At 51.6% G+C, this 18,565-nt stretch carries 16 protein-coding genes; 8 read left to right on the top strand and 8 right to left on the bottom strand.

Features of this window, described 5'->3' with window-relative positions; translation table 11 throughout:
• Window positions 1–140: 140 nt before the first annotated feature.
• The gene (tftA, locus tag AC5JO6_RS12005) at window positions 141–1,517 is read right to left on the bottom strand and encodes a hormogonium tapered terminus morphoprotein TftA (protein ID WP_496081294.1); all 1,377 of its coding nucleotides are present in this window, start codon (window positions 1,515–1,517) and stop codon (window positions 141–143) included.
• Between the two features lie 525 nt (window positions 1,518–2,042).
• On the opposite strand from tftA, the gene AC5JO6_RS12000 reads away from it, so the two are divergent.
• Together AC5JO6_RS12000 and AC5JO6_RS11995 are read left to right on the top strand one after the other, a co-directional pair.
• Window positions 2,043–2,348, top strand: a complete 306-nt coding sequence (locus AC5JO6_RS12000; protein ID WP_496081293.1) for a hypothetical protein — start codon at window positions 2,043–2,045, stop codon at window positions 2,346–2,348.
• Between the two features lie 403 nt (window positions 2,349–2,751).
• Window positions 2,752–3,114: a hypothetical protein gene (locus tag AC5JO6_RS11995; protein WP_496081292.1), complete on the top strand. Its 363-nt coding sequence runs from the start codon at window positions 2,752–2,754 to the stop codon at window positions 3,112–3,114.
• Window positions 3,115–3,373: 259 nt separating this feature from the next.
• On the opposite strand, the gene rpsU is transcribed toward AC5JO6_RS11995, so the two are convergent.
• From rpsU to AC5JO6_RS11980, 3 genes are all read right to left on the bottom strand, one after another.
• Entirely contained in the window at window positions 3,374–3,553 is a 180-nt protein-coding gene (gene rpsU, locus AC5JO6_RS11990; protein WP_496081291.1) for a 30S ribosomal protein S21, read from the bottom strand.
• A 305-nt stretch (window positions 3,554–3,858) separates the two neighbouring features.
• Window positions 3,859–5,154, bottom strand: coding sequence for a Sll1247 family protein (locus AC5JO6_RS11985; protein WP_496081290.1), 1,296 nt, complete (start codon window positions 5,152–5,154; stop codon window positions 3,859–3,861).
• Between the two features lie 579 nt (window positions 5,155–5,733).
• Entirely contained in the window at window positions 5,734–8,016 is a 2,283-nt protein-coding gene (locus AC5JO6_RS11980) for a RelA/SpoT family protein (RefSeq protein WP_496081289.1), read from the bottom strand.
• 369 nt (window positions 8,017–8,385) lie between these two features.
• On the opposite strand from AC5JO6_RS11980, the gene patD reads away from it, so the two are divergent.
• The 3 genes from patD to AC5JO6_RS11965 all read left to right on the top strand — a co-directional run bounded on the left by patD (window position 8,386) and on the right by AC5JO6_RS11965 (window position 11,395).
• Window positions 8,386–8,754 carry a heterocyst frequency control protein PatD gene (gene patD / locus AC5JO6_RS11975; protein WP_496081288.1) on the top strand — a complete coding sequence of 123 codons (369 nt, stop codon included), beginning with the start codon at window positions 8,386–8,388 and terminating at the stop codon, window positions 8,752–8,754.
• Window positions 8,755–8,893: 139 nt separating this feature from the next.
• Window positions 8,894–9,454 carry a TFIIB-type zinc ribbon-containing protein gene (locus AC5JO6_RS11970; protein WP_496081287.1) on the top strand — a complete coding sequence of 187 codons (561 nt, stop codon included), beginning with the start codon at window positions 8,894–8,896 and terminating at the stop codon, window positions 9,452–9,454.
• Between the two features lie 174 nt (window positions 9,455–9,628).
• Window positions 9,629–11,395: a dipeptide ABC transporter ATP-binding protein gene (locus AC5JO6_RS11965; RefSeq protein ID WP_496081286.1), complete on the top strand. Its 1,767-nt coding sequence runs from the start codon at window positions 9,629–9,631 to the stop codon at window positions 11,393–11,395.
• Window positions 11,396–11,402: 7 nt separating this feature from the next.
• Here AC5JO6_RS11965 and AC5JO6_RS11960 read toward each other — a convergent pair whose 3' ends face one another.
• From AC5JO6_RS11960 to AC5JO6_RS11945, 4 genes are all read right to left on the bottom strand, one after another.
• On the bottom strand, window positions 11,403–13,721 hold the full coding sequence (locus tag AC5JO6_RS11960; RefSeq protein WP_496081285.1) for a protein kinase domain-containing protein: 2,319 nt from the start codon (window positions 13,719–13,721) through the stop codon (window positions 11,403–11,405).
• Window positions 13,722–13,916: 195 nt separating this feature from the next.
• Window positions 13,917–14,660 carry a M15 family metallopeptidase gene (locus AC5JO6_RS11955; RefSeq protein WP_496081284.1) on the bottom strand — a complete coding sequence of 248 codons (744 nt, stop codon included), beginning with the start codon at window positions 14,658–14,660 and terminating at the stop codon, window positions 13,917–13,919.
• Window positions 14,661–14,745: 85 nt separating this feature from the next.
• Window positions 14,746–14,994: a membrane protein insertion efficiency factor YidD gene (yidD, locus tag AC5JO6_RS11950; RefSeq protein WP_496081283.1), complete on the bottom strand. Its 249-nt coding sequence runs from the start codon at window positions 14,992–14,994 to the stop codon at window positions 14,746–14,748.
• Window positions 14,991–15,290: a hypothetical protein gene (locus AC5JO6_RS11945; protein WP_496081282.1), complete on the bottom strand. Its 300-nt coding sequence runs from the start codon at window positions 15,288–15,290 to the stop codon at window positions 14,991–14,993. Before AC5JO6_RS11945 ends, yidD begins: the two co-directional genes overlap by 4 nt.
• Before the next feature lie 93 nt (window positions 15,291–15,383).
• On the opposite strand from AC5JO6_RS11945, the gene AC5JO6_RS11940 reads away from it, so the two are divergent.
• From AC5JO6_RS11940 to AC5JO6_RS11930, 3 genes are read left to right on the top strand one after another with little or no spacing between them, the layout of a single operon-like run.
• A complete protein-coding gene (locus AC5JO6_RS11940; protein ID WP_496081303.1) occupies window positions 15,384–16,724 on the top strand; it encodes a lipid-A-disaccharide synthase-related protein in 1,341 nt (446 codons plus the stop codon).
• Between the two features lie 41 nt (window positions 16,725–16,765).
• Window positions 16,766–17,128: a VOC family protein gene (locus tag AC5JO6_RS11935; RefSeq protein WP_496081281.1), complete on the top strand. Its 363-nt coding sequence runs from the start codon at window positions 16,766–16,768 to the stop codon at window positions 17,126–17,128.
• 30 nt (window positions 17,129–17,158) lie between these two features.
• Entirely contained in the window at window positions 17,159–18,523 is a 1,365-nt protein-coding gene (locus AC5JO6_RS11930) for a recombinase family protein (protein WP_496081280.1), read from the top strand.
• Window positions 18,524–18,565: the final 42 nt, after the last annotated feature.

The following is an 18,565-nucleotide window of genomic DNA, read 5'->3' as shown; positions in this document are numbered from 1 at the left end:
GAATGTCCAATGGCTCTACACTCACGCTGACCGCTGACCGCTGACCGCTGACCGCAAGTCTTACTGCACCTGGCTAGGAATGTCCAATGGCTCTACACTCACGCTGACCGCTGACCGCTGACCGCTGACCGCTCTCCCCACTACATCAATCCCGCTGACTCATACAGGCGCTTCAGCACGGCGAGGATTTTGTCTCCGTACTGAGGATCGGCTGCCCAGCGTCCGTTGAGTTGTCCAACGAGCGGAGCCACGCCACGAGCAACAAAGTTAAAGCGCGGATCGACCACTGCCTGCACCAGAGGCTCTGTATTGGCATAGGCTTTCAGGTGTTGGATTTGTGCGCGCACGCCAATCCGGGCGCTGGGAAAGGATGCTCCCTGCGAATCGCCTCCCGCTGACCCCAGTCCGCCAAAGTTATTTTGCTCTGGCTTTACGGCACCGCTAAAGCGTAGGAAGTCAGTTTCCAGGCACATCTGCGAGAAGGCAATATCGTAATCGATGCCTTCGATGCTGCCTTCTTCACGGTAAAGCTTGGCGATGTCTGGATATCGGGTCAAAGCGGCTTCATTGTTTGCTTTGAGGAACAGCAACAGTTGGACTTCTGAGGTGTTTCCCCTGCCTGCAATGCGATCGAACTGACCAGGACAAATTTGAAAGGATGATTTTAAGAAGACGGTGCGACTGGCATTATCCCAGATGATTGAAATATGGTGATTGCGCAAATCAACCGCACGTACATACACAATATTGCGATACGTGATGCGACGCACATTAGGGTCGGTGGAAACGTCTACACCCAGGCGATCGACTAAATCGATGGGTACATACGCATTGCCGCTGACGACGATGCCCTGCTCGGCGTAGATCTGACCATTGATATTGATGTTGGAGGATGGATAGGTGCCCGGACTGGGAGTCGGTGTGGGCGTGGGAGTCGGGGTAGGCGTAGGTGGCGATACTGACTGACTCCAGGAAGCAAGACCGTCAGCAACGCCCAATGCCACATTTCGGCGCTGATTTTGAATGATAAAGCGATCGTCCGGGTTGGATAGCACTGCCACTTCCATCAAAAGGGCAGGCGCAACTAACTGCCGACAAAACGCGAGGCTGCCCAGCCCGGTGGCTGTATCAGGTCGTGTGCCCCGATTGGGAAGTTGAGGAACTCGGCGCAGCAGGGCTAACAATAGGGTTTCAGCCTGTGCCTGCCGCTGGCTGTTATTAGCAATGTAAAACACCGCTGACCCACGCACAGACGGGTTAGAGAACGCATCGGTATGAATTTCGAGGGCAATATCGCCACTGCGGGAACGTGCATTGATCCAGTCAAGGGTTTGAATAGCGCTCAGGTCGTCGGGAACTGAAAAGACTTCAAAGCTACGCGATCGTAGCTCCGTCACCACCAGATCACGCGTCAGGATCATCTCTCTGGCTTCTGTCGTACCGCCAATCACGGCTCCTGGATCAGTTACGCCGTTTTCCTGTCCACCATGCGCTGCTGAAATAAAAATTCGTCCCATCTGCCCCTGTTTCCCTTCACGCGTAACGGTGCGATATTAACTCGCTGGAGACTGCACTGCCCATGTTGTACACCACAGAAGGCGGTTGGGAAAAAAATATAAGAGTAGGGAGTCGCTCTTTACGGGATGTTAGGCTAGGGCAAGTACAACTTCGCCTCATATAGCCATAGGCATATGGGTTAGGACGGGGTGCAGGGGTGAAACCCCTGGCTGGGGGTGAAGCCCCCATACCCCCTTTAATTCCAATGTCCTAACTTTTATGGCGACAGCCGCAACAGCACTAGTCGCGCTGATCGTGGCTGAGCGTTTCGACCATAACGATTCGCTTGAGATCATTAGCAGCCAAAGTAGTCAATCAAACAGGGCTTGAGGATTGTCCCTACACAACTTCACTATGGCTGCGCTTTGGAGAATAATGCTTGAGCAGCAATTGCCTTGTACAACGCAGATTTCGTACCCCTGTAAACGTCTCCTCATCAAGAAACGTATTAATCGAGCGTTACTCACGACTCATTTCCCTACCTTATGTTTTCTCAAAGCTATTACCTCATTCGATCGAGAGCGGACGGTAGTTATCTAGTAGCACATCCTCATGCTGATGCAAAATCTAAGGAAGAACAGCGCTCTAGTGCAAGTTTTTTGCTCTTGTTTCGCGAACATTTTGATGCTTTAAGCTACCTCAACACTCACGCTTCAGGGGTTGTCGATCGCTTCACAGTCGAATCAATCCCTGGTACACAAATTGACAACTTGCTCAAGCGATGGAGCTTTACGGGAGTTGGCGTTGTTCAAGATCCCCTTCTCCCAAAAGTTGAGTTTCTCTCAAAATAATTAGACTGAGACCGCAACAACCATCTAACAAGCTGGAATGTTTTACAGGTTTTATAGTCCAGGTAAGCAGACGATTCGGTTTGCAACGCTAGGGGCTGTCATCAATTACAACGACACATGGCTTGCAGCAAAGGTTTCAGCCCCTAGCCTGGTGTGTTGGGGCGGGCGCGATCATACTGATACCGCAAGGTTTTGGAGCTAATTGATGACGCGCCCTAGTCTGTTGCAGCTATCCTGCCATTTAACTCCTCCCAGAGAGAGATAAAACCTACTAAACGCAATGACATAGATCCGTCAAGATGTAGATGTTGATAGGTGTCTAGATCTGAGTATATGGAAGAGGCTTAGTTGTGTTGTGCAACAAGCTTTTCAACCTAACTTCTATAGCCTGGAGGAACCCGCTATGAAAGATGTTTTAGCTGTTTTACGTCCCCTTCGTTACCTTGTGACGATCTGCCTTTGTGCTGTCTTGCTGTTCTCTTATGTGACTCCTGCATTTGCTGCACCTATCAAGAATGAACCAAACGCTGTTGCAAACCAGGCAGCTAAAGAGTACGAGCAGGAATCACGCGATGCGATCGCAACCGACCACCCACCGAATCTGAACGAAACGCAAAAGAAAACTAGAGGCGGTGGTCTCAACGAAGTTCAAGGCAAAGCGGGTCTCAAGGAGATGAAACGCCCCTCGAACTCTGAAGGCACTCCTTCTGTTGAGAGAGGCATCAAAGGTGCCCTTGAGAAGGTTCAAGACAAAATGGGCGGCTAGTTAGCTCAGGCTACGTAAAGCGCATTCTCTAACAACGAACGCAGGAGCTAATCTGGCTTCTGCGTTCATCACGTTTATCAATAAATATTTTATAAATAAATATTTGCATCTAAAGCTTTGTCGAAGAATCCTTCGTGTTGTTAGAAGCGAGGGTTAGCCGAGACAGCTTGAACGAAATCGCTATTCACATTGCTGAACCTTTAACTCAATAAGGACACCACGTGGCGAAGGAGAGCAAGCCCCGCAGCGATCCGCATCTTCAACCGTAGCGACGTTTGCGTCGAGCACCGATCGCCTTTCGCTTTTTCTTTTCGATCGGCGTTTCAAAGTGTCGATGGGAACGTAAGTCAGCTAGAATTCCAGCTTTAGAAACCTGACGCTTAAAGCGCCGCAAAGCAGAATCGATGCCCTCGTTTTCACCAAGAACTACCTGGGTCATTCTTTTTAGTCTCTCCCAAAAATAACTGCATGAGCGAACTGCCACATATCGACTAGCAATCACATTGCGCTCAGACAAACCCCTTTAACGTTGGTTGTCTTTTTCAGTACAGATTACGTTACGCCTTTGAAGGTGATGTCGCTAAAAGAGCGAGTAGCCCATTTGACAACAGACCATTCGATCAAGCTTACCGATAGATCAATTCAAAACGTACGTTAGCATAAAAAACTGCTCTCGTCTTCTCGGCTTACATAAGTCAGCATCTTAGTCAATTAAAGAATCGCCGATCGTATTAGAGTTCTTGTCTAGCGTGCGATTTGGTTAATAAAAGAGAGATCGATCGTACTGAAGTTTGTGCTCAGCGCCAAATTTAAGGTTTCCATGGCTTCAACGAGCCACTGAACACCATCCCGACGGCAAAATTCATAGTGATTAAACAGAATGGAAAAGCGCTTTTCCAGATAGGGCTTTACCTTGCGGCAAATCAGCACTATTTTCAGCAATAGCCCAGTCGTTAAGGTCGAGCCAATGTTGGAGATCAGATCGACAAAGACAAAGTGATTCGGTCGTTGAGGGCTTTCTACCACGAGAAAGTTAAGCAATTGGCTACAGGTTCTGACTAGCAGAAAATCGTTGAGTTTTTGGTCGTCGCTTTCTGGCAGTGTGCTCTTAAGTTGCGTGTAAAGCTGATTGTTGAACTGCCGCCTACCGTACTCTGAGTCTACCGACGCTGTAATGTACTGATAGAGGTCATCCTTAAATGATTGAAAGGTGGGTGTCTGATTAGTGTGCGTCAGAAACCGCTGCGCCGAATCGCGATAGGTACCATCGCTTTGAGATTTACCAGCAAACTGCTTCAGGGCGCGACATAGCTCTTGATCGCTCAGCAAAGTTGGGTTCTTAACTGGCTGAAGAACCCGGCTATAGGTTTGCAAAGGCACGTCACCGTCAATTTGCGATCGCCGTACTTGGTAGGTGACATACTGCGACAAGTCAACTTCATATTGGCGCTGTGCTTTTGCCTGAAGCTGTCGAATCGCTTGTTGATGTTCATAGGTGCTGCCATCGGTTAAGAGGCAGTGCTCGTAGAGGTAGGGGTAGCGCCGAATCAGCGCACCGATCGGCTCATGTGCTGGCGGGACGTACAAGTCGCTAGTCTGGTTCATCACCTGTGACAAGCGACGGAGTGTTACATATTGCTCACTATCAACAAAACCTTTGACCAATTCGCGCACCCGTCTAGCTGACCGAGAGCGCGAATACTCAGTAACCGGACGGGAGGGCGTTGTCTCAAAAATCGCTATCAGTTCCGGTATGGCAGCTTGAAGCTGAGGGCGCGTCTGCCAGCGGTTGATCAGAATGTGGCAGCAGCGGTTAAGCACAAAGCGAAACTCTTGTTCAGCGGCTTTAGAGGTCGCAATTTTATTAATCGCTGCTGCAATGTCTGCATCGGGATAGCCAACCCCATCGACAAAGAGAGTACGAAAGCGTTCGATGAGTTGCCCAGGTAGCTCAGACTGAACTAGTCGGAGCAAGTGATCGTATAGCTGCTGCTCCTCTTGGTCAATTTGTCGATTAAAGTTGGGTGTCCAGGTACTCACGGTGGCTAGAACTCCCATGCCCAGGGATAAGGGTGGATTTTCACTACTTCAAGCACTGAAGGTACTGATCAACGCACAAGGCTTCACTTTTAGACGAAAGAATATTGCTATTGTTGCAGACCTGGCAGTATATCTAGCACGCGCCCTCCGATGCCATTCCCATCTCCCCGCTTCCAATCGTACCCGTAGCGTAAAGACAGAGGCTGTGACTAGAATCACCATACTTTATCTTAGAGTATAAACATTAATCCAGCTTCAAATCACAAAACGCAATATTCAGACTCTACTATTAGCTGTGGAAAGACTTGTGAGCGATCACAAACTGACGCGTTGCTATTGGCACAGTTAACGCTGTGGCAGTAAATTTACTTAGATAGCCTGTCTATTCTAGTTCTGCTTTTGGGATCAATACGCTCCTTAGTCTAGCTATTTTGACTTCTTACTGGACGCTCTTGCTGATTGACTCCTTCAAAGTAGGAATGAGGTCAATGGGCACTGAGGGCAGCCGTAATCGTGTCAGCATTCCTGCATCCCCTTTTGTACTAAACTCGATTGATCAAAGGGCAAGAGCGGCACTGTTTAGTCTTCTACCTGGCTTAAACGACGCAGATTGAGCACGTCACTCAACTTTCTGATTTGGCTGAAGGTACGTTCAAGCTGTTCGTGGTCACGGATGTCAATACCTAAATCAATAATCGCAGTTTGAGCTGGGTATGTTCTTACCTGAGCATTACGGACGTTGATATTATTGTCGGTCAGACGGGACAGAATATCCTTCAGTACGCCTACTCGATCGATCACTTGAATCTGAATATCAACAGGGTAGGTTTGCGGACGACCCTGATCTTGATCGGTCGTATTCCACTTAACGGGCACCAGTCGATCGCCAGGAATAGCCTCTACGTTGGGACATCCGTGACGATGAATCGAGATCCCCCGACTGCTACGCGTAACGACACCAATGATGGCTTCACCAGGAACAGGCGTACAGCAGCCTGCAATGTGATGAAGCAAGCCCTCGACACCGATGATAGGAGCCTTGCTAGGCGGTTGTAGCGGTAGAAGTTTGGGACCTGTCGGCAGCAACGGCAACTCTTGGGAGGACGCACTCAGGCTATCGGAGAGTTTTGCTAGCGGTTGCTGCGCTTTTACAGCTTCACGTAAGCGGTTGAGTGTAAGGTTAAGGGTCACTTCTCCATAGCCAAGGGCAGCGAGCAAATCCTCAACGCTGTGGTAGTTACATCGCTCTGCCGTTGCCTGCATTGGGACTGATTTTAGCAATGCCTCAAAGCCATTTTTGCCCAGTTCTCGCTCTAGCAGCTCTCGACCACGAGCGATATTTTCTTCGCGGTTCGATCGCTTGTACCACTGACGAATGCGGTTACGTGCACCTGGCGTAACGACAAAGTTAAGCCAATCAAGGCTAGGGCGGGAATTCTTCTGCGTAATAATCTCAACGATGTCACCGTTCTTAAGCGGCGTGTCAAGAGTTGTCATGCGTTCATTTACACGCACGCCAGCACAGTGATTGCCGACCTCGGTATGAATACGGTAGGCAAAGTCAACAGCGGTTGCGCCACGACTGAGAGACACTACATCGCCCTGAGGTGTGAACACATAAACGTCACCGTCAAACAGATCATCTTTGATATTTTCGAGATATTCTTGCGCGTCTTTGAGATCGCTTTGCCAGTCGAGGAGCTGCCGCAACCAGGTAAATTTCTCGTCAGCCGTTGTCAGATGCGTATTGTTGCTAGAGCTGCCTGCTTCCTTATATTTCCAGTGGGCAGCAATCCCATATTCTGCAATTTGATGCATTTCCAGCGTCCGGATTTGAATTTCCAGCGGTCTACCTGTGTTGCCAATGACAACGGTATGTAGTGACTGGTAACGGTTAGGCTTGGGCAACCCGATGTAGTCTTTAAAGCGCCCAGGGATCGGACGAAACATGTCATGGACGACTGCCAGAGTGCGGTAACATTCATCGTTGGCGCTCACAATGAGTCGAATCGCGGCAACATCATAGATCTCGTTGTAGTCTTTTTGCTGCCGCTTCATCTTTTGGTAGATGCCATACAGGTGCTTGGGGCGACCGCTAATATCAGCACAAGCGATTTTTGCCTGTTCTAGGCGCAGTTTGAGGCTATCGACGATTTGAGCCAGTCCTGTTTCGCGATCGATCCGCTTTTCTGCCACCAGCTCTTGAATTTGCCGATAGGACTCAGGCTCCAAATATTTGAACGTCAGGTCTTCCAACTCCCACTTAAAGCGTCCAATTCCTAAACGATTCGCTAAGGGTGCAAAGATTTCGCGCGTTTCGAGCGCAATTTGACGGCGCTTTGCATCGGGTAAGTGCTCAAGCGTCCGCATGTTATGCAGACGGTCTGCTAACTTGACGACAATGACGCGAATGTCCTGCGCCATTGCTAGAAACATGCGGCGAAAGTTTTCAGCCTGCCGCTCTGTTTTGCTAGAAAAGTTAAATTTTGAGAGCTTTGTGACCCCTTCAACCAGCAGTTGAACCTCTTTGCCAAACAATTCGCCCAGTTCTTCAGCCGTGACATTGGTATCTTCAACCACGTCATGTAAAAAACCTGCCGCAATCATGGCGCTACCGCCGCCCAAATCGCGTAGCAGCCCCGCGACTGCAACAGGGTGCATGATATAAGGCTCACCAGAGGCTCGGTATTGACCTCTGTGCAGCTCGTAGGCGAATTCAAACGCTCTACAGACTAAATCTGCATCGGTCTTAGACGTTTCGGGCGCGATCGGATCTGGCTGAAGCCGTCGCGTGTGCAGACAGTCCTGCAACCAGGCAGGAACGTCAAATTCTATGGGAGATGCGGGAGCCGTTAGGTGCATGCTATCAGGCTTAAGAATCGGAAGGCTCGAAAGATTTGTTGTATGGCTGATTTTACTGCACAGTGTGCGAACTGATGCAGGTCGTTAAACCGATTTAGCTGTGCAAAAACGAATAGTTAACTTCTAGGGCGTTACACACAAGACGAGAGGTAAGCGACCCTGAAACCGATTAACAAAAGCAGCCAGCCTCAAAATCATCAGCAGGAACGAATGTGCTCCCTATCGAAATTCTTTGGCAAGAGCAAGAATACTAAAGCCAAATTACCTCTAGTTTTGGGGTTGTTAGTTTCTATTAATGTCTATCCTAGCAAGAATGACAAAATTCTTTACAATAACTTACGAATGTGTCGGTGTGGAATGAAACGCGGAATGAAAAAAGTATTGCCACTGAGCTACCAGCCGCGCTACAGGGCGTTGAAGCAGATCCTGGAAGAAGCCTATCAGACACTAGCTCTACCAGATAGTACTGTGGTGAGATTGCGGTCTGAAGTAACGGCATTGCAGCGGTTTTGCCGTGAGCAGATTTTGAGTTTACAGCTAGATGAACTCTCCTCAGATGTACAGCATTGGGTGCAGTCTTATCACGTAGAAATTGATAAGCAACTGCGTTTACTAGAAGTGGACATCGTGTTTTTGCAAGCAGCACGTCAAACGGTCACGACTGAGCAGCGCCGACAGCAGGTGCGCGATCGGCTGGCAACGTTACAGCGTTACTGTGATGTTTTGCTGGGAGAGTAGGGAGTGGGGAGTAGGGAGTGGGGAGTGGGGAGTGGGAAGTTGGTTCTGCCTTCTGGATTCTGATCTCTTCGTCTAAAAGCTAAAATTCTGGCGCTTGCTTGGTTAAATAGAGGGGTTGGTTGAAGCGGGGAGAGCGCGAGTGCAGTGTCCGAAGGATAAACAGGTAGAGTTAGTCGATCGTCAGTTGGTGAAGCAGTTGGCGGCTCATCATTGCTCAGAGTGTGCTGGTGTCTGGATTACAGGAGCTGATTATGCGGTTTGGCAGGAACAACAGCCCACCGCAGAGAGCCTGTCTGCACTCATCGATCGGGCATTAGAGATGGATTGTACGCGATCGCCGTTCGACGCGAGGGCAGCACTATGCCCCGAATGCAATGCCTATCTGGCAAGGGCAAAGGTGAGCGTGAAAACACCGTTTTATGTAGAGCGATGCTCAAACTGTAAGGGCATTTGGTGCGATCGCGGTGAGTGGGACACGCTGCAAACACTAGGATTACATACCGTCATTGACCACATATTCTCTAATGATTGGCAAACGCGAACGCGGGAAAGAGAGCAATTGGCTCAGGAACGGCGCGCGACGATCGAGAAATTGGGTCATGCGCTGGCAGCACAAATCTTTGAGTTGGCTGAGGTTTTGGAAAAGCATCCCAATGGTGATTTTGGGGTAGCTTATTTGATGCGACGGTGTGATAAATAGTGGGCAGGCAGAAGATAGAAGGCAGGAGGCAGAAGACAGAAGGCAGAAGACAGAAGACAGAAGACAGAAGACAGAAGGCAAGAATACTGACTCAGCGCTGTATTTGTAATGACTAACAACTGATAGAGTAGCTGAACGCTGAATGCTGAACGCTCATTGCCAATGACTCACTCAATGACAAACACGCTCTTTCAGGTCGAACATTTGCGGGTGGCGTATCCTCAACGTGGGTCGAGTGCGATCGCGTGGGCAGTAGATGATGTCTCGTTTAGCCTTAACCCTGGGGAGAAGCTGGGGCTAGTGGGAGAATCGGGCTGCGGTAAAAGCACGCTGGGACGAGCGGCGATGCGGCTACTGTCAGAAGACACTCTCGTTGAGGGGCGCGTCACTTTTGCAGGTCAGTCTGTTTTTGACTTCTCCTCGGCAGCCTTACGTCGGTTTCGAGGCGAAGCCGTTGCGCTGATTTTTCAAGACCCGATGACGCGCCTTGACCCGCTCATGACGATCGGGGATCACTGCTTAGAGACACTGCGATCGCATCAACCCAGGCTTTCGCGGCGACAGGCAAAGATGCAGGCGATCGAAACATTAGAAGCCGTTAACATCCCGGCGAATCGCTGGTCACAGTACCCGCATGAATTTAGTGGTGGAATGCGGCAACGGGTGGCGATCGCGCTGGCACTGTTGCTGAACCCTAAACTCATCGTGGCGGATGAGCCGACGACGAGTCTAGATGTCACCGTCGCTGCCCAGATTTTGCGGGAACTGACCCGTCTCTGCGACGAGCGGCAAATGGCATTGCTGATCATTTCTCACGACCTTGCAATGATTGGCGAGTATTGCGATCGCATCGCTGTGATGTATGACGGCAAGTTTGTCGAAACGGGTACAACTCAAGACGTGTTGCAAACGCCTCAGCATGAGTACACGCGATCGCTGCTGAACGCTGCCCTGCATTTACAAGCGGTTGAGCAAGTGAGGGGAGAGGGGAGAGGAGTGAGGGGAGAGGATTCAGGAGTGCCGGAGCAAGGGGAGCAGAGAAGTGGGGGATTTGCAACTCAGAACTTAGAACGCACCATTCACACCTCACACCCCACACCCCACACCCCACACCCCACACCCCTACTTCACCTCGACAATCTCAAGCAGCACTATACGCTGGAGCAGAATTTCATTGCCCGATGGTTTTCACAAGCTGACCAGACGATCAAAGCGGTGGATGGCATTAGTTTGGATCTTTATCCTGGTGAAACGTTGGGGCTGGTCGGGGAATCGGGCTGTGGCAAGAGTACACTTTCGCGGGCGATTTTACAGTTAATCCATCCAACTGCAGGTAAGGTCGAGTTTTTGGGACGGAATTTAGTCGGGTTGACGCGAGAGGCAATGCGGCAGCAGCGACGGCAATTGCAGATGGTGTTTCAAGACCCTCATGCGTGCCTAAATCCCATGATGACGGTAGGGGAGAGTATTGGAGACCCGCTGCGGATTCATCAGTTGGCTGATCCCCACGTAGCGAAAGGAGAGGTGCTAAACATGCTGGAGCGTGTGGGGTTAAGCCCTGCGGCTTCGTTTTACGATCGCTATCCAGCACAGCTCTCCGGGGGGCAGCAACAGCGAGTGGCGATCGCCCGTGCCTTGATTACGCGTCCACAGCTAATCATCTGCGACGAGCCAGTCAGTATGCTTGATGCCAGCGTACAGACCCAGGTTTTGGCGCTCATGCGAGATTTGAAGCGCGAGTTTGAGCTGACCTATTTGTTTATCACGCATGACCTTTGGGTGGCACGGTTCTTTTGCGATCGCATTGCAGTCATGCAGGCAGGCAAAATTGTTGAATTGGGTGACACGCAGGATATTTTTACGCGTCCTCAGCATCCCTATACGCAGGCGCTTCTCCAAGCGGCACCGCTGTTGGCACAAGGCGATCGCCTGAGCCAATAAAGCGGACTTACGCATCCCCGTTGTTCCAGATCCGAATGGTGCCATCCCAACTGCTGCTGATCAGGGTTTTGCTATCTTTGGTTAGGGCGATCGCTGATACGACTGAGGTATGTCCAGCCAGCGTAGCAAGTTCCTTACCCGTTCGAGGTTGCCAGAGTTTAAGCGTGTCGCTGCCAGTGAACAGAGTGCCGTCAGGACTGATGCTCAGCGTAGTGACTCGACCAGCGTCTGGTTGAAGCGTGCGTTTCTCCCGTTGTGTGCGTGTGCTCCACAGTTTGACGGTGCTGTCCCAACTGCTGCTGGCAAGCGTGTTGCCATCGGGTTCAAACGCTACAGCCGCAACAGTTGAGGTGTGTCCTTTCAGAAGCCGCAGTTCTCGTCCTGTGACCAGATTTTCCAGCTTCATATCCCAAAGCGCTACAGTACTGTCACTACTACCGCTGGCAAGCCAGAGACCATCTGAGCTAAATGCCAGCGCTTCAATGCGTCCTGTTTGTCCAGAGAGACTAGCCAGTTCCCGGTTCACCTCCAAGTCCCACAGTTTGATGGGGTCGTAGAGGCTACCGCTTGCCAGCGTCCGTCCGTCTGGGCTAAGGGCAAGACTAAGAACGGTATCGGTGTGTAGGGCGATCGTGCCAACACGCTGTCCGGTCTGTAAATCCCAGAGCCGCATGCTTTTATCAGCACTACCGCTAATCAGCACCTTGCCGTCTGGGCTGATAGCGAGACAGTAGATGATATCCAGGTGCCCGGTCAGGGTGCGCAGTGGCTGCCCAGTTTGCACGTCCCAGAGCTTAATGGTGGTGCCGCTGCTGCTTGCCAGAATCGGCTCTAAGGGACTGAGCGCGATCGCGTAGACTTTCCCAGGATTGAGTAGTTGGTGAACACAGTGCCAGAGTGGCTTGGCTTTTGAGGTTTTGCGCCGTGGTGAAGCAGCTTTGGCAGGTTGCGGCTTGGGCGCGATCGCTTGAGCAATCACCTGTACCGCAGCAGATGCGGCTGAGCGCATAGTACCTGGCGCTGGGGCTGGTTGAGCAAGCACCACGATCGGGTTTGACTGCGGGTTTGACTGCGGGTTTGACTGAAGCGGTGACATTGAACGCAAGGGTGCGTTAGAGGAAGAGGAAATCGCCTCTGGCAGTGTCGCCTCCAAAGCGTGCAGAACGTCTGTTGCAGACTGGTAGCGCCGATTGACTCCCGGTTCCAAAAGGCGATCGAGAACGTGCCCCAATGATTCGCTGACAGGCATGGTCAAGTATTTGCGCCAGATCCAGGTATTATCGCTGGTATCGAACAGATCGAAGGGCGATCGATTGGTTAGCAAATGAATACAGGTCACACCCAGGCTAAATAAATCGCTGGCAAACACCGCTTTACCCCGACTTTGCTCTGGTGCCAGGTATTCCGGGCTACCGATCGTCGTTCCGGTTCTGACTAATGCCGTACCAATAGCAGCTTTCGCCGCGCCAAAATCGACCAGTGCTAGTTGATATTCGTGCGTCGTCGTAGAGCGTTCAGCCTGCTGCCGCCTTTCATTCAGCAAGCGACTTGCGTTTGCTACCAGGTGTTGCCGCTGAACAAAGGGCAGATCGGCGTAGTTGGCAAACTGTGCTGCCAGTTGCTGCCAGTGCGTATAAGTGGCGATCGATACGGCTTTGGGTGGTTGAGCAAAGCCCTCACGGAGCCGATCGCTAAAGCGGCGATCGACTGCAACATCAATGTATCCTTGTGCGGCTTCCAGCGAGAGTGCCTGCAATAGCTCAGTCCACTCGGTCAAGACAGGCGTGTGCCCGATCGCTTGCCCCACCGCCATGCGGATGATGTTAGAGGGTTTAATATCACGATGGATAACACTGTGACTGTGGATAAACTCCAGCACGGGCAACAGCCCAACCAACACTGCCCGCACCTGCACTTCGGTAAAAACGCCGTGTTCGTGCAGCAACTCGGCTAGGTTTTTGCCATCCACAAACTCTTGCACTAGATACTGCTGCTGCTCTTGCCTAAAGTAGGCTAACAACGTCGGAATCTGTGGATGGTTGCCCAGTTCTTCCAGCCGCATTGCCTCTCGTTCAAACAACTGAGCCGCTTTTTTCAAATGCTGCGCGTCCTGGTTGGCGGGCAGAAATTGCTTCACCACGCAGCGCGGTTTCGATGGCTTGTCTTCGTCGATCGCTAGAAACGTTCTGCCAAAACCACCTTGCCCGATCGCTTTAATCGGACGATAACGATCTTTGAGCCGCAGCGTTGCACCACAGTTGCGGCAGAACTCTATACTGTCTCGATTTTGAGGCTTCCGGCAAGTTGGATTGAGGCAGTAGCTCATAGAGCGGGAGCAACCAGCAACTAGATGCTTATGATAAGCGGTTTGTGAGGAGTGGGGGAGGCAGGGGAAGAAAGGGAGGCAGGGGATGTGGGGGAAGCAAGGGAGTTAGGGGAAGCAAGGAGAACGTCCAACCTCAACACTTTTTAGCAACACCTTCTAGCAACACCATTTAAAGCGCAACTCAACGCTCTTTCATCACTTTCTCCACTCCCCCTGCTTCCCCTGCCCCTCCGCTACCTCGATCGCCCCATACCGCGCCACTGTTTCCACTCCCGTTGCCTGATCGGTCAGCCATGCCCACATCTGATCGCCCAGGCAGAAGTGCCACCATTCGTTGGGGTGTTGCTGGAAGCCAGCGGAGAGCATCACCGATCGCAGCAGTTGACGATGCTGATGAAACGAACGATCGCGTAGGTGATCAGATGTGACAAAGTGGTCAGGATACGATCGAGGCGAGAGTTCATCAATTGGTGCTCCCATGTCCACCTCACGATCAGTCTCGTCTACTAGCGTCAAGTCGATCGCGCCTCCAGTACTGTGTGGTGGTGGCGTTGCTGGATCGCGGCTTGGCACTGCCCAAAACTCATAGACCAATTCTAAGATCGCTTCACGTTGCGACTCAGTGAGGCAATCTAACGATAACCCTTTCGAGTGCGCCACTTTCTGAAAGGTATAGTCCACCATATATTGCTGCACCGCGATCGGGCGATACGCATCAAACACTTGTAGCCGCCAGCCAGGATGCTGCTGTTGTAAGTGAGCCTGAGCCTCAGTCAACCGCTTGAGTACGCCTTCACGCAGGTAAAAGGGCGACTTTTTGCCGTAGGGTGCTCCCACTTTTTCGTAAGGATGGGGAGACACAAACGCGAAGAGTGTGTCAGGAATGGGTAGCAGAGGCTCGCCACATTCGGCGATCGCAATGGACTGGTAGGGCTTCATCAAAAACTCAGACGGTTAAAACGTCAATTCGTGGTGGAGTGTGCAGTCAGTTCAGGCTGATAACTGATAGCTGATAGCCAGATCCTCAAAGCGTGTCTGTATCCAACGGTTCAGGTTGAGTACGCTGAGGTACAGGATCATAACCGCCAGGATGAAACGGATGACAGCGGCAAATGCGTCGAGCGGCTAACCAACTGCCTTGTATGGCACCAAAGCGATCGACTGCCTCCAACGCATACTGCGAACACGTTGGCTGAAAACGACATGCTGGCGGCAACCACGGTGAAAGCAACACCCGATAGCTACGAATCAGCCCCATAAGCAAAAGCTTCATAACTCAACAACGGTACCGCTGATCAACTTTGCTGTCCTAGTCAAGGTGCCACCAATGGCATAGACGGCATCATAGCCAATGCGCTGTATCCACGTCACGGTGTCGGGTTGCTTGGCTTTTAAGCGATGACAAGCTGCAAGCAGATCGTGGTCGATTTCGTAATCACCTGTACTAAGGTTGATCGCAATAATCTTGCCAATATTCGCCGCTGTCTCGACATGAACACGAATATGTTCCTCATGCAGGCTTTCACCACGTTGAGCAATTTCTTCGCTACTGAGGGTGGGATGAGGCATAAGAGCAGTCTCCCTTCTGTGATGGGCACTAATCTATGTGTTCGTCGTCTATCTGCTCTATTCTAGCCATCAGTCCTCAGTCTCATGCCTCTCATGCGCATACTCTGTCTTAGCAATGGTCATGGTGAAGATGCGATCGCCATCCGCATTTTGCGCGAACTCCAGCAACAGCCCAATCCACCAGAACTCGCAGCGTTGCCGATCGTGGGCGAAGGTCATGCTTATACTGACAGCGGTATTCCCCTCATTGGCTCCGTCAAAACCATGCCCTCTGGTGGCTTTATCTACCAGGATGGGCGACAGCTTGCACGTGATATTCGGGGCGGCTTGCTCCAGCTTACCCTCGCACAACTCCGCGCGATTCGCACTTGGGCAACTACCGCAGAGACGCAGAGACGCAGAGACATGACTCCCCACTCCCCACTCCCCACTCCCCACTCCCTCATTCTTGCCGTCGGCGATATCGTTCCCCTCTTCTTCGCCCGTCTCAGTGGGCTTCCCTACGCGTTTGTGGGCACGGCAAAGTCGGAATACTACCTGCGTGATGAGGGTGGGTGGTTGCCACGAAAGTCCTGGTGGGACGATCGCCTTGAGCGTTGGACAGGCTGTATTTACCACCCGTGGGAACGCTGGCTCATGAGTCATCCCAATTGCAAAGCGGTCTTTCCCAGAGACACAATCACCGCAATGAGCCTCAAACGTCGAGACATTTCAGCGTTTGATGTGGGCAATCCGATGATGGATGGGTTGGACTGGGGTGAAGAAAAGGATGAAGGCTTAGGGATTAAGGATAGAAGTCAAGCTTTAGCCTTTAGCCTTTCTCCTTCATCCTTAACGATCGCCCTCCTGCCTGGTTCGCGTCCACCCGAAGCCTACGCCAATTGGGAAACAATTTTGCAAGCGGTGAATGGGATGATTGCCCAGATGCCGCGACCGTTGACGTTTTTAGCGGCGATCGCGCCTGGATTGGAATCAGAAACGCTCCACAAAGCACTCATGGCATATCGCTGGCAGCAGGTAACAGAAGGTTCTTACACTGTTGGCTTGGGCGATCGCAAATCGACGCTAGTATTGGCGCAAAAGCGGTTTGCCGAGTGTTTGCATCGAGCCGATGTGGCGATCGCGATGGCAGGCACTGCAACGGAACAGTTTATTGGACTGGGCAAACCTGCGATCATCATGCCAGGGAAAGGTCCGCAGTTTACACCTGCTTTTGCTGAAGCTCAAACCCGTTTGCTGGGTGCCTCTGTCCTATTGGTGAAGGAACCCGATCGCGTGGCGGCTGTCATCCAATCCTTACTGCAAAATCCCGATGCGCTGCAAACGATCGCTGAAAATGGTCGCCGTCGCATGGGCACACCCGGAGCCGCGAAACGGATTGCACAATGCTTGATGGAGCTACACATGCCACAAAACGCTCCTTGTACGGAGTGAGTTCCGGTATTCTGGAGGTTGATGCTCACAGGTTGACCACCATGAAGATTACTCGCTGCCTTCACGCTGCACTGCTGGTTTCAGACCTGGAGCGATCGCAGCACTTTTACGAATCGGTGCTGGGGCTAGAGAAAGTCGATCGCGTTCTCCGCTTCCCTGGAGCCTGGTATGAGGTGTCTGGCTTTCAGATTCATTTGATGGTTGCAAACGCCAAGTCGGGTGAACTAGGTAATCCCGAAAAATGGGGGCGTAACCGACATATTGCCTTTTCAGTTGTCAGTTTAGAGGCAGCGAAAGAGCGGCTTCTGGCTCACAATTGCCCGATGCAAATGAGTGCTTCTGGTCGTCCCGCACTGTTTACTCAAGACCCTGATGGCAATGTCATTGAGTTGGGTGAGGTTTAGCGGTGTGACAGACTGATCGCACCCGGCACGATGAAGATTATTGCTTATCTCTACAGCGACCCTTTGTTAGAATCAACGCCCGATCGCGACCTGTGGGGCTGGGAGATTGACCGCGTCTACCAAGATCTAGCGATCGCCACCGTGCCGAAAAAAGGGAAAGAGAGCGCGATCGTTCGGCAGCAGTGGCAGCAACTGCTCGAAGACTGTCGGGCAGAACCCGCCGCTTACTTGCTCATTCGGCGCGTGGAAGAGTTGGGTAATTCTGTGGAGGCAGTGGGCGATCGACTGGCTGAACTGGAAGCGTTGGGCATTCGTCTCATTGTGACGGAGCAAGCAACCAGCACGATATATCCTGCTTTAGCTGACAAACCCATTCTCAAGGGTACAGACTTGCAGGCAGATTTGCTCAAGCTGTTGCAGCAAGTACAGCGCGCACAGCAGAGCCGTCGCATTCGTCAGGGGCACGCCCAGAATCGCCTCAAGGCATTGCCACCACCGGGAAAAGCCCCCTATGGCTATCGACGCAGCAACAGTCGTTATGTGGTCGATCGCAGCACGGCTCCAGTCGTGAAGGATTTCTTCGAGCAGTTTTTACTCTACGGATCACTCAGCGGAGCCGTCCGCTATCTGGCAAAAAAGTACAGTAAGAAAATCGCGGTTTCTACAGGGCATCGCTGGCTGACCAATCCCGTTTATCGAGGTGATCTGGCATATCAAAATGGTGAGTTGGTCAGTGATACCCACGCGCCCATCATCTCGCGTGAAGAAGCTGCGCAAGTCGATCGCCTACTCAGACGCAACCGCCAATTGCCACCCCGAACTGCCAGCGCACCGCGTTCCTTAGCCGGATTGGTCATCTGCCATGAATGCCGATCGCCCATGACGGTTACTCGTGTTTCTGCTCCACGCCGCGATCGCGAGTATCTCTATCTCCGCCCAACCGGATGCACTCAAACACCCAACTGTGGCGCGATCGCCTACGATGCCATCCTTCAGCAAACGATCGAACGCATCTGCGAAGACCTGCCTCGTGCTGTCGCCGATGTTGATCTGCCTGATGTGGGCACCATAAAGCAGGGCATTGGTGGCGCGATCGCTGCCAAAAATGCCATCCTCGCCCAATTACCCCCATTGGTCACCAGTGGCATTTTGGATCAAGAAACCGCTGACCTGCGTACCTACAAACTACGGACTGAAATTGCCGTGCTTCAAGGCAAACTGGCACAACTTCCGCCAGTCAATTTGCAGGCGATCGCTCAGACTGTTTCTATCCCTCAATTCTGGCTTGACCTTTCTGAACCCGAACGCCGCTTCTACTTCCGTGAATTCATCCGCCAAATTGAACTGATCCGCGAGGGTAAAGCGTGGAAACTGAAGTTGATGTTTATTTTTTAGAAGTGCTGGAAAGAAACCGGGTTTCTGAAAGGAATCTGGTCG

Source organism: Tildeniella sp. (genome assembly GCF_059505325.1).
The sequence above is the reverse complement of the archived record's forward strand: the minus strand, read 5'-3'. Positions and strand labels throughout refer to the sequence as shown.